Below are 11,351 nucleotides of genomic sequence, written 5' to 3' on the forward strand. Positions count from 1 at the left end.
GGAAACCTCCCCCGTGACACGCCGCTCGGCCGTGATCCACGGGTTCATGGTGCAGGTCTTCCGGCGCTTCTTCAACCGGCACATGAACGCGCTGCGGGTCGCCCAATGGGGCGTGCCCGAGACGGAGGCGGGCGGCCCCGTCATCGTGTATTCCAACCACCCGGCCTGGTGGGACGCGGCGCTCTACATCCTGGCCGCGGACCGCTTCTTTCCCAACCATGAGAGCTACGCGCCCATCGACGCCGCGATGCTGAAGCAATACGGCATCTTCGGGCGCATCGGCGCGTTCGGCGTGGATCTCGACTCGCCCCGGGGCGCCGCACACTTCCTGGCCGCGAGCGCCGAGATCCTCTCCCGGCAGGACCGCGCCCTCTGGATCACCGCGCAGGGCCGGTTCGGCGACGTGCGCGAGCGGCCCCTGGGCCTGAAGCCCGGCCTCGCCCATGCGGTCGACCTCGCTCCCGATTGCACAATCCTGCCCCTGGCCATCGAATACGCGTTCTGGCTCGAGCGCGGCGCGGAGGCCTGCATCGCCTTCGGGCCGCCGATGCGGGGCGCCGACCTCGCGCGGCTTCCCCGGGCGGAGCGTCTGCGCCACCTGGAGGAGCGGCTCACCACGACCCTCAACCGCCTGAGCGCCGACGTGATGAGCCGCGAGCCGGACCGTTTCCGTCTCGTCCTGGAGGGCAGGTCCGGCGTCGGCGGGTTCTACGATGCCTGGCGCAGGCTCGCATCCGCCGCGCGCGGACGCCGCTTCGATTCCTCCCACGAGGGCCGCGCCACATGACCGACATCCTGGCCCTCGTCCTGCTGGCGCTCGCGGTCTTCCCGCTCCTCCTGGGCCTGATGAACCTCGCGATCCTGCGCGCCACCCCGCGCTACCGGCCGCACGGGGACGTCCTTGTGTCGATCCTGATCCCGGCCCGCAACGAGGCCGCCCATATCGGCCCCGCCCTCGTGGCGGCGCGCGCCAGCATGGGCGTGCCCGTCGAGATCCTCGTCATGGATGACGGCTCGACGGACGAGACCGCCGCCATCGTGCAGGCCCATGCGGCCCGGGACGGGCGCGTGCGTCTTCTCACCGCGCCCGCCCTGGAGGATGGCTGGACCGGCAAGGTCCATGCCTGCCACCACCTCGCGGAGGCGGCCTCGGGCACGCACCTTCTATTCGTGGATGCCGACGTCCGCCTGGAGCCCCAGGCGGCGGCCGCCCTCGCCGGGCACGCACAGGCGAGCGGCGCGGGCCTCGTCAGCGCCGTGCCGCGCCAGATCACCCGCAGCCTCGGCGAATTGCTCACCGTGCCGACGATCAACATCCTGCTGCTGGGCTACCTGCCCATGGGCTTCATGCGCCTGTCCCGCGATCCGGGCCTCGGAGCCGCCTGCGGCCAGCTGGTCCTGGCGGAGCGCGAAGCCTATCGCGAGGTCGGTGGGCACGGAGCGATCCGGGGTCTGCTGCACGATGGGATCCAGCTCGCGCGGGTCTTCCGCCGCCGGGGCCACATGACGGACCTCGTTCTCGGGGACACACTTGCGTCCTGCCGCATGTATCGCGGCTTCGGCGAGGCCTGGGCGGGCTTCGCCAAGAATGCCCACGAGGGCATGGCGACCCCGGTCGGCCTGCCGGTCTGGACGATCCTGCTCCTCGGCGGCCACGTGCTGCCCTTCTGCCTCCTTCCCTTTGCGTTCGGCCCGGTCCTGGCCCTGGCGGCGCTGGCGTCTCTGTCCGCTCGCGCCATCGTGACGCTGGCCACGCGGGAGAACCTGTTGTCGATTCCCCTGCATCCCTTCACGATGCTCGTGGGTCTGGCGATTCAATGGAGCGTGCTCCTGCGGATCGGCGGCGCCCGTCGGGCCGGCTGGAAGGGCAGGCTCTATCCGGCGGGGTGAGGCATGGGGCGCACCGTCACCACTGGCAAAGGCCCACGAGACGAGAACTTTCCCGTCGCGTCCCTTCTGCTCGCGCCCGAGCGCCGCGCCGCCGTCCTGGCCTTCTACGGCTTCGTGCGCGAGGCCGACGACATCGCCGACGCGCCGGACCTCTCGGGTCCGGACAAGATCGCGCGCCTCGACGCGTTGGAGGCCGCCCTCCTGGCGGGCGATCCTGCCCATCCTGGCGCCGCCCGGCTTCACGCCGCCCACCGCCGGCACGGCGCCGGGATCGACGAGGCCAGAACCCTTTTGGACGCCTTTCGGCAGGACGCCGTGAAACGCCGCTACGCCGATTGGGGCGAGCTTGCGGCCTATTGCGCCCTGTCGGCCAATCCCGTGGGGCGCTTCCTGCTGCGGCTCCACGGCGAAGGCGACACGGCCCTGGCGCCCGCCGACGCCCTGTGCACGGCGCTCCAGATCCTCAACCATCTCCAGGACGCGCCGGACGACCGCGCGGCGCTCGACCGGGTCTATTGCCCGGTCGGCTGGATGGAGCAGGCGGGCGGCGAGGAGGCCTTCTTCTCGCCCGGCAACGCGGCGCGGCGGCGGGCCGTGCTCGATTCCGTCCTCGACCGGGTCGATGCCCTCGTGGAGGCCGCCTCCGCCCTGCCGGAGCGCCTGCGCGACCGCCGCCTGCGCGCCCAGAGCCTGGCCACCCTGGCGCTCGCCCGGGCGCTGTCCCGTCGCCTGCGCCTGCACGACCCCGTGCTCCGCCGCGTTCAGGTGAGCAAGGCCGATGTTCTGCGGGCTTTCGGTGCGGGCCTGCGCGGGCTGCGGCCCGTGGAGAGCCGCGACGCCGCCATCACGGCCGCCGCCGTGCGGCGCTCGGGATCGTCCTTCCGGCTCGGGATGCAGAGCCTCACCGACGAGCGACGCCGCGCCATCCACGCGGTCTACGCCTTCTGCCGCGCCGTGGACGACATCGCCGACGGGGCGGCGCCGGTCGCCGAGAAGCTCGCCTTCCTGGCGGCGTGGCGACGGGAGGTCGACCATCTCGACGCGTCGCAGACCCCTGTCGGCCGCGAGCTGCGCCGGGCCGCCGACCGCTTCGGCCTCCCCTTGGGCGAATGCCACGCGCTCCTCGACGGCATGGAAACCGACAGCGGCGAATCCGTCCGCCTCGCGGATGACGCGGCCCTCGACCTCTACGGCCGCCGCGTGGCGGGCTCGGTGGGCGCTTTGTCGATCCGCATCTTCGGCCAGCCCGAGGCCCACGACTTCGCCCTCGGGCTGGGACGCACCCTCCAGCTCGTCAACATCCTGCGCGACGTGGACGAGGACGCGGCCCGCGACCGGGTCTACGTGCCCCTGGAGCGGCTCGCGCAGGCTGGCCTGCGCGACGCGCCCGCCCGTGCCCTCGTGGCGGATCCGCGCTTCGCCCGGGTCTGCCGTGACCTCGCCGGGCAAGCCCGCGCGGGCTTCGCGACGGCCGACGCGGCCCTGAAAGCCTTCGACCGGTCGGCCCTCAAGCCCGCCATCCTGATGATGGAAAGCTACCGCCGCCTGCTGGACCGGCTCGAGGCGCGCGGCTGGGGCACCCGCCACGGCAAGCTCCGGCTCACCGCAGGCGACCGCCTCCAATTGCTGACGCTCGCCGTCACGTTTCCCATGAGGACCGCCTGATGACCGGCCGCACCCACATCATTGGCGCCGGCGTCGCGGGCCTGAGCGCGGCCCTCGCGGCCTCGTCCGAGGGCCGCGAGACGATCCTCTACGAGGCCGCCCCCCAGGCGGGCGGGCGCTGCCGCACCCTCGACCCCGCCGACGGCTTCCGCCACGACAACGGCACCCACGTGCTGTTCACGGCCAACCGCTGCGCCCTCGATCTGATCGAGACCGTCGGGGCGCGCCATCAATGGATCGAGCCCGAGCCGGAGGGATTGCCGCTCCTCGACGCGCGAACCGGGCGCCTGAGCCACGTGGGCCTCACGCCCTGGTCCTGGCTCGACCGCGCCCGCCGCCCGGCGGGCCTGAGCCTGGAAGATCTCGGACGGATCGCCCGGCTCGCCTTCTCGTCCGACGACCGCCCGGTTTCCGAGGTGGTGGGCAAGACCCCCATCCTCGACACGCTCATCGAGCCGCTCACGGTGGCGGTGCTCAACACCCCCGTGGCGACCGCCTCCTCCCGCCGCCTCGGCCGCGCCATGCGCAGCCTCCTGTCCCCCGGCGCGGGCCACCTGCTCGTCGCCCGCAACGGCCTGAGCGAGGACCTGGTTCAGCCTGCCCTCTGGGCGCTGGAGGACCGCGGCGCCACGATCCTGACGGGACAACGCCTGACATCCATCCGCACGCGCGGAGACCAGGTCGCCGCCCTCGTCACCACGGACCGGATGGTGGTGCTGCGGCCCGACGACCAGGTGGTGCTCGCCCTGCCGCCCTGGGAGATCGCCCGCCTCGTTCCCCATCTGTCGGTGCCGGACGCGTTCGAGCCGATCCTCAACCTGCATTTCCGCATGCGCGGCCTCGACCGCCCGCGCTTCGTGGGCCTCATCGGGACCCTGGCCCAGTGGGTGCTGGTGCGAGCCGACCACGTGAGCGTCACCGTCTCGGCCGCGGACGCCGCCATGAGCCGACCGGCCGCCAGCCTGTCGGCCGCGATCTGGCGCGAGATCGTGCCCGCGCTCCAGGCGGTGGGCCTCGACGTCGCCCCGGACCGGCAGCCGGAAGCCCGGATCGTGAAGGAAAAGCGCGCCACCATCCGGCAGGCGGCGGGACCCATTCCCCAGCCGCTCCTGCGGCCCTTCGCCAACATGGCGCTGGCAGGCGACTGGATCGGCGATTTCCCGGCCACCATCGAGAGCGCCGTGATGGCGGGCGAGCGCGCCGCCGCCCTGCTGGGGCGCCCCCGAGTCCGGGGCTGCGCGCCAAGGGCCGGGGACGCGGCGCGCACGGGCCAGACCGCATGAGCGCGAGCCTGCCGCCCCTGACCGTTCTCCTGGCCTCCCCGCGAGGCTTCTGCGCCGGGGTCGACCGCGCCATACAAGCCGTGGAGGACGCGCTGATCCGCACCAACCGGCCCGTCTACGTGCGTCACGAGATCGTGCATAACGGCCAAGTGGTGCGCGACCTCAAGCGCAAGGGCGCGGTTTTCGTGGAGGACCTGGCCCAAATTCCCGACGGGGCCGTGGCGATCTTCTCCGCGCATGGCGTTCCCCGCTCGGTGGAGCAGGAGGCCAAACGGCGCGGTCTCGCCGTGCTCGACGCCACTTGCCCGCTCGTGCGACGGGTGCATGTGGAGGCTCGCCGCCAGACGCAGGCGGGGCGCGAGGTCATCCTCATCGGCCACCGCGACCACGTGGAGGTGGAGGGCACCGTCGGACAGGTGAAGGGAACCGTGCACGTGGTCGGGAGCGTCGCGGAGGCGCTGACCGTCCAGGTGGCGACGCCGGACCGTGTCGCCTACGTGACCCAGACGACGCTCTCCGTGGACGACACGCGGGAGATCATCGCGGCCCTCAAGGAGCGCTTCCCGGCCATCGAGGGCCCGGACGTGAAGACGATCTGCTACGCCACCCAGAACCGCCAGATGGCCGTGCGGGTCATCACGGAGCGGGCGGACCGCGTGATCGTGTGCGGCGCGCGCAACTCCTCCAACTCCAACCGCCTGCGCGAGGTGGCCGAGCACCGCGGCTGCCCGGCCCTGCTGATGGAGGACCTGCGCGACCTGACCCTCGCGTTCATCGACGGCGCGCGGGTGATCGGCCTCACGGCCGGCGCCTCGGCTCCCGAGATCATGGTGCAGCAGGCCCTGCGCCAATTGGCCGAGTGGCGTCGCGTCTCCGTGGAGGAGGTTCGCGTGACGGAAGAGGGCACCCGCTTCGCCCCGGTGGATTTCGCGCGGCTCTAGGATGCGCCGGGCAGGCCGCTAATGCAGCCCGGCCTCTTCGCCCCATCCGATATCCCTGGCGACCAAGTCGGCCGTGGCGATCAACCGGGACAGGGACGGCAGGTTGGCGATCACCTCCGCCGGAAGCTCCCGCCGCAGGTCGAGAACACACAGGAGAGCCCGGAGAATCACGATGTCGGAGCGATCCTTCTCGGGCCAGTCGTCAAACGGCATCAGCATAGGGATGGTCCTGAACGACGTCGTCTGATGGATGAAGGTCCTCGCCCTCGACGAGCAGCACCGGATGCCGGATGCCATACACCTCGCGCGACGCCTGCAGGGTTTCCCGGGTCACCCCGGCATAGATCGGAACGACCGGCTGGCCGTCGTATTCGCGGGGCAGCGCGAGGGGGCGCGCCTTCCACCCGAGCTCGATGATCCGGCTCATGAGGAGAGGATGGGTCTGCACCAGCAGCGCGCGCAGTCCCAGGTGGAGGCAGGCTTCGGCGACGCCCAGGAACATGTGGGCCGTCGTCGCATCGACGCCCTTGTGCCTCTCCCGTTTCTCGGGAGCCACCGCGCAACGGGTCCACTCCCAGATGTCGGGCCCGGTGGGCGCCGTGCCGCCCTGGAGCATCTCGGGATACACGTCGCTCAGCAGGTGCGGCTCCGTCGTCGGCAGCAGCCGGGTGTACGACACCACGGACCCGCCTTCGACGCCCACGAGATGGACGCAGGCATCCGTGTCGAACTGATCGATCTCGCGCCCGTCGGGCCGCCGCAGCGCCGTCCAGCCGAGGCGGTCGACGAAGAACCTGTGCCGAAACCGGTAAACCTGATCGAGCAGCGGCGCATGGCGCGCCGCGTTGGCCTTGTTGATCAAAAGGATCATGGCATCCTCCGTAGGGCGGAGAATTCAGATGATCGGACGGAACTGGTCCATCCCGTAAAAATACGGGGCGGGCGGCGGACGGCCTCGTGCCCGCGCGCCTGACCGCAGCGGCCCCGAAGCCGGCAGCGGCATACGGCGTTGATGCGCCGTTAGGGAATGATCTTGCGCCGAATGGCCTCGGCGACGCACTGAACGCGGTTGACGGCGCCAAGCTTCATGGCGGCGTTGGAGAGGTATTCCTCGATGGTTCTCTGCGACAGTCCCAGGATGGTGCCGATGTCCCAGGCGGACTTGCCCGACGCCGCCCAGCGCAGGCAGTCGATCTCCCGTTGCGACAGGTGACTCGGGGACGGCGAACGTCCCGCCTCCCTGCGGGTCAGGAGGTTGCGGGCCTGGCCGTGGGCGTAGATCGCGATGAGATGGAGGCCCGCGCGCTCGTCCTTGCTCAGGGAGAGGGCGTGCGCCCCGAAGGTGACGATCGCCTGGAACCCGTGCGTCGTGTAGATCGGCACCGCGAGCCCGTCCACGAGCCCGAATTGCGGCGCCTCCCTCATGATCCGGGCGCCCTCGCGGTCGTCCGGGTCGAGGGGGGCCTCGCTCCAGGCGAAGGGCATCGTCGTCTGGCGCACTTTCCGGATGACGGGATCCCGGTGAACGTAGCCCTCCCGGGCGTAGCGCTCGAGCCAGGCATCCGGCCAGCCCGACAGGAGCACGTAGGGATCGAGCCTCTCCCCGGCCGAAGGCAAGCCGGAGATGCAGAAGCTCTCGAAACCGAGCGCGGCCCCGGCCCGGCGGAGCTCCGCGGAGATGTCGTCGATGGTGGTCAGGCTGCCGAGACGCTCGACGCAGTCAAAGGTGAATTGCCGGACCTGAAGCTCGGATATTGGCAAGCACCCTCTCGACCTCGGAATCGCAATGGATCTATAATATTACAACTTTACACCTTTGAACAGGCGCCCCGATGGCTGAGAGCCCCAAAGCAGCGAGCCTGGCCGATCATCACATCGGAGCCCGCCTCCGCACGCGGCGCCTCCAGATCGGCCTGAGCCAGGAGAAGCTGGCGGCGGCTCTCGGACTGACGTTTCAGCAGGTGCAAAAATACGAGAAGGGCACCAACCGGATCGGGGCGGGACGGCTGCTCGAGATCGCCCGGATCCTGGACGTGCCGGCCGCCTTCTTCTTCGAGGGCGCGCCTGGCGGCCCCGCATCCCAGGACCGGGGGGAGGCGCCGGAGGAATTGCAGCAGCTCTTCGCGTCCCGGGACGGCATCGCCCTGGCGCAGGCCTACCTGACCATCCGGGACCCTGGGGTGCGGCGGAGCGTGGTCGACCTGATCGAGCACCTCGCGGCCGCAGCGCGGGTCCACCCCTAGGGATCAGGCTCCCGCCACGAAGGCCGGCTGGTGCCGCACGGGCTGGGGCGCACCGGCCACGAGGCCGAGGCGGTCGCGGCGCATCCAGCGCCACAGCATGAGGCAGGCCACGACCGCGAGCCCCGTGGCGAGGCCGATCCAGATCCCGACGCCGCGCAGGCTCGTGAAAAAGGCGAGCCCGATGCCCAGGGGCAGCCCGACGCCCCAGTACCCCACGGCCGCGAAGAGCATCGGCACCCGCGTATCCTGGAGCCCGCGCAGCATCCCGGCCCCCACCGCCTGCGCGCCGTCCGCGAGCTGGAAGACGGCGGCCAGCACCAGGAACGACAGGGCGAACCCGATGACGGCGGCGTTCCTGGGATCGTTCAAGTCCAGGAAGGCGCTGATGAGGAAATGGGGTGCCGCCAGCATGAGGGACGCCGTGACCACCATGAAGCCGACGCCGAGCCCGAAGGCGATCCAGCCCGCGCGGGTGACGCCCTCACGGTCGCCCGCCCCGTAGGCGCGGCCGACCCGCACCGTGACGGCCTGGCCGACGCCGAGGGGCACCATGAAGCACAGGGATGCGATCTGCAGCACCACGTTGTGGGCCGCGAGCTCGTAGATCCCGATCCGGCCCATGAGCAGGGCGGCGGCGTTGAAGATCGTGACCTCGAAGGCCAGGGTCAGGCCGATGGGCACGCCGATGCGCCACAAGGCCCGGAAGCGCAGCCAGTCGGGGCGCCAGACCCGTCCGAACAGGTGGTAGCGCTTCAGCTGCCGGTCGAGGCCGATCACGAGCCCGAGGCACAGGCACATGAAGGTGGTCGCCACCAGCGTGGCGTAGCCCGCGCCCACCAGCCCCAGGGCGGGCAAGCCCATCTCGCCGAAGATCAGCGCCCAGGCGACGCCGAAATTCACCGGAATGCCGAGGATGCTGATGAGAAGCGCCCAGCCCGGGCGCTCGAGGGCCGCCAGGTAGGAACGCAGCACGAGATAGATCAGGAAGGGCAGCACGCTCCATTGCAGGGCCCGGATGTAATGCCCCGCATCCCGCGCCAGGGTCGGGTCCTGGCCGACGGCGTTGAGGATCGCCTCTCCGTTCCACAGCACGATCCAGATCGGCACCGTCACCGTCACGGAGGCCCACAGGCCCTGCCGGACCGTGCGCCGCACCTCGCGCACGGAGTGACGGCGCCGGCCGAGCTCCTCGGCCACGAGGGGCGAGACCGCGCTCACGAGGCCGATGCCGAAGATCAGGAAGGCGAAATAGATGTTGGTGCCCAGAGCACCCGCCGCGAGCGCCTCCGGCCCAATGCGTCCGATCAGGATCACGTCGGACGCCATGAGGCCGTGCTGCGCCAGGTTGGTGAGCACGAGCGGCCAGCTCAATGCGAGCGTGGCGGCCAGTTCCGCCGTCCAGGCGGACCGTCGGGTCGGGTGATGCGGCGTTTCCATGGGCCGGCTTGTAGCCCGGTTCGGGGCCGGCTTCCAGCCTGCCTGCCCAATTCATGGGCAGGATGCCGGGCCTAGAACGGAACCGGGACGGTCCCTTCCCGTTCACCCCTTCGTTCACGCAAACGTCAACACCAGAACCAGCCGCATGGACCAGTATTTCTCGCGCGGCGCAGACCAGCCGGAGAGGCCCGCCATGGCGCATCCCGCGCCGCCTGCGACCGTCATCCCGTTCATGATGCCGCCCGTAACCCATGACCGGCGGGGCCGCTGGCGCACGGTTGGGATCGAGATCGAGTTCACCGGTCCCACGGCGGCCGAGACGGCCCGAGCCCTGCGGGCCGCCTTCGGCGGCGCGGTGCGGGAGAACGACCCGCACGCGTTCCGGCTCATGGGCTCGTCCATCGGCGACATGAGCGTGGAGCTCGACAGCCGCATGGTGCATCCCGCCAAAACCGGAAAGGGCGGCGCGATCCTGCCTCGGATCGCGGCCTGGTTCGGGTCGGCCGCGCGGGTGCTCATCCCCTGCGAGATCGTGACGGCGCCGCTGCCGCTCAACCGCCTTCACGAAGCCGAGCGCGTGCTCGATGTGCTGCGCGGCCTCGGCGCCAAGGGCACGCAGGACGGCGCGCTCTATGCCTTCGGGCTGCACTTCAACCCGCAGGTGCCGGCGGAGGATGCCGCCACGGTGGTGGCCCACCTCAAAAGCTTCGTGCTGCTCAACGCATGGCTGCGTCGGCAGGTGGCACCGGATGCGACCCGCAGCGTGCTGGGCTTCGCCGACCCGTTCCCGGCGGCCTATACCCGGCATCTGGTGGCGCCGGATTACTGGCCGGATCTCACGACCTTCATCGACGATTATCTGGCCGCCAATCCGACCCGCAACCGGGATCTCGACCTTCTGCCGCTCCTGCTCCATCTCGACCCGGACCGGGTCCGGCGCGCCCTGCCCAACGAGAAGATCAACGCCCGTCCGACCTTCCACTACCGCCTGCCGGACGCGCGGGTGAGCGATCCGGGCTGGAGCCTCGCGCCGGACTGGAACCGCTGGGTGAGCGTGGAGCGCCTGGCCTGCGACCGCGACCGGCTGATGGCGGCGGGCCAGGCCTATCTCGGCTTTGCCGGAGAAGAGAAAAGCTGGGCCGACGTGGCGGACGGGATCGTGCATTCATGACGCGTCCCCTCATCGGCGTTACCACCTCGAAGCGTGGCGGCTGGCGCAGCTATCTCATGCACCGCTGGGCCCTGTCGCGGGCGGGCGCGCGCGCCGTACGCCTCGTGCCGGGCGAGCCCAGCCCGGACGAGAAGCTGCACGGCCTCGTCATCGGCGGCGGCGACGACATCGGAGCCGAGATCTACGGCGGCGAGGTGCTGCCCGACGTGCGCATCGACCCGGACCGGGACCGGATGGAGCTCGACCTCCTGCAGCTCGCGCTACCCGTCGGCCTACCGGTGCTCGGGATCTGCCGGGGGTCGCAGATGATCAATGTAAGCCTCGGCGGCACGCTCTACACGGACATCCACCGCGTCTACGTGGAGGCGCCCAGGATGCGCACGGTGCTGCCGAAGAAGACCGTGCGGGTCGTGTCCGGCAGCCGCCTCGACCGCATCCTGCGCTGCAATCCCTGCCGGGTGAACGCCCTGCACCATCAATCCGTGGACCGGCTCGGGACCGGTCTGCGCGTGGTGGCCCAGGACGAGAGCGGCATCGTGCAGGCGATCGAGAGCACTACGGCGCCATTCCTGCTCGGGGTGCAGTGGCACCCGGAGCTCCTGTTCTGGAAAGCGCCGCAGAACCGCCTGTTCGAGGCCCTCGTCCAGGCCGCGGATGAACGGCTGGCCCACGCCCCGGAGGCGGCCCTGGCGGTGTGAGGGGTCCGAGCCGGATCGCTTCC

At 71.0% G+C, this 11,351-nt stretch carries 12 protein-coding genes; 8 read left to right on the plus strand and 4 right to left on the minus strand.

Translation table 11 applies throughout. From position 1 onward, the window contains the following. Positions 1–46 precede the first annotated feature (46 nt). From ILT42_RS05675 to ispH, 5 genes are read left to right on the plus strand one after another with little or no spacing between them, the layout of a single operon-like run. Positions 47–787, plus strand: coding sequence for a lysophospholipid acyltransferase family protein (locus tag ILT42_RS05675; protein WP_229428488.1), 741 nt, complete (start codon positions 47–49; stop codon positions 785–787). After that, positions 784–1,890, plus strand: a complete 1,107-nt coding sequence (locus ILT42_RS05680) for a glycosyltransferase (RefSeq protein WP_204214397.1) — start codon at positions 784–786, stop codon at positions 1,888–1,890. The genes ILT42_RS05675 and ILT42_RS05680 overlap by 4 nt, the downstream gene beginning before the upstream one ends. Before the next feature lie 3 nt (positions 1,891–1,893). Next, the gene (locus tag ILT42_RS05685) at positions 1,894–3,555 is read left to right on the plus strand and encodes a squalene/phytoene synthase family protein (protein WP_204214399.1); all 1,662 of its coding nucleotides are present in this window, start codon (positions 1,894–1,896) and stop codon (positions 3,553–3,555) included. Next, entirely contained in the window at positions 3,555–4,838 is a 1,284-nt protein-coding gene (locus ILT42_RS05690) for a hydroxysqualene dehydroxylase (RefSeq protein ID WP_204214401.1), read from the plus strand. The genes ILT42_RS05685 and ILT42_RS05690 overlap by 1 nt, the downstream gene beginning before the upstream one ends. Then, on the plus strand, positions 4,835–5,779 hold the full coding sequence (ispH, locus tag ILT42_RS05695) for a 4-hydroxy-3-methylbut-2-enyl diphosphate reductase (RefSeq protein ID WP_229428353.1): 945 nt from the start codon (positions 4,835–4,837) through the stop codon (positions 5,777–5,779). The genes ILT42_RS05690 and ispH overlap by 4 nt, the downstream gene beginning before the upstream one ends. Before the next feature lie 18 nt (positions 5,780–5,797). On the opposite strand, the gene ILT42_RS05700 is transcribed toward ispH, so the two are convergent. The 3 genes from ILT42_RS05700 to ILT42_RS05710 all read right to left on the minus strand — a co-directional run bounded on the left by ILT42_RS05700 (position 5,798) and on the right by ILT42_RS05710 (position 7,540). After that, complete coding sequence (locus tag ILT42_RS05700; RefSeq protein ID WP_204214403.1) at positions 5,798–5,998, minus strand: hypothetical protein; 201 nt, start codon at positions 5,996–5,998, stop codon at positions 5,798–5,800. Then, entirely contained in the window at positions 5,982–6,650 is a 669-nt protein-coding gene (locus tag ILT42_RS05705) for an acyl-homoserine-lactone synthase (protein ID WP_204214405.1), read from the minus strand. The genes ILT42_RS05700 and ILT42_RS05705 overlap by 17 nt, the downstream gene beginning before the upstream one ends. Positions 6,651–6,799: 149 nt before the next feature. Further along, positions 6,800–7,540 (minus strand): LuxR family transcriptional regulator, encoded by a 741-nt coding sequence (locus ILT42_RS05710; RefSeq protein WP_204214406.1) that lies wholly within the window; start codon positions 7,538–7,540, stop codon positions 6,800–6,802. A gap of 71 nt (positions 7,541–7,611) precedes the next feature. On the opposite strand from ILT42_RS05710, the gene ILT42_RS05715 reads away from it, so the two are divergent. Beyond that, positions 7,612–8,022 (plus strand): helix-turn-helix domain-containing protein, encoded by a 411-nt coding sequence (locus ILT42_RS05715; RefSeq protein WP_204214408.1) that lies wholly within the window; start codon positions 7,612–7,614, stop codon positions 8,020–8,022. Positions 8,023–8,025: 3 nt separating this feature from the next. Here ILT42_RS05715 and ILT42_RS05720 read toward each other — a convergent pair whose 3' ends face one another. Beyond that, positions 8,026–9,459: an MATE family efflux transporter gene (locus tag ILT42_RS05720; protein WP_204214410.1), complete on the minus strand. Its 1,434-nt coding sequence runs from the start codon at positions 9,457–9,459 to the stop codon at positions 8,026–8,028. Positions 9,460–9,604: 145 nt separating this feature from the next. On the opposite strand from ILT42_RS05720, the gene ILT42_RS05725 reads away from it, so the two are divergent. Next, positions 9,605–10,630: an amidoligase family protein gene (locus ILT42_RS05725; protein WP_204214412.1), complete on the plus strand. Its 1,026-nt coding sequence runs from the start codon at positions 9,605–9,607 to the stop codon at positions 10,628–10,630. Then, complete coding sequence (locus ILT42_RS05730; RefSeq protein WP_204214414.1) at positions 10,627–11,328, plus strand: gamma-glutamyl-gamma-aminobutyrate hydrolase family protein; 702 nt, start codon at positions 10,627–10,629, stop codon at positions 11,326–11,328. Before ILT42_RS05725 ends, ILT42_RS05730 begins: the two co-directional genes overlap by 4 nt. Positions 11,329–11,351: the final 23 nt, after the last annotated feature.

Origin of the sequence: Microvirga pudoricolor (assembly GCF_016892705.1) — a bacterium.
Lineage (GTDB): Bacteria > Pseudomonadota > Alphaproteobacteria > Rhizobiales > Beijerinckiaceae > Microvirga > Microvirga pudoricolor.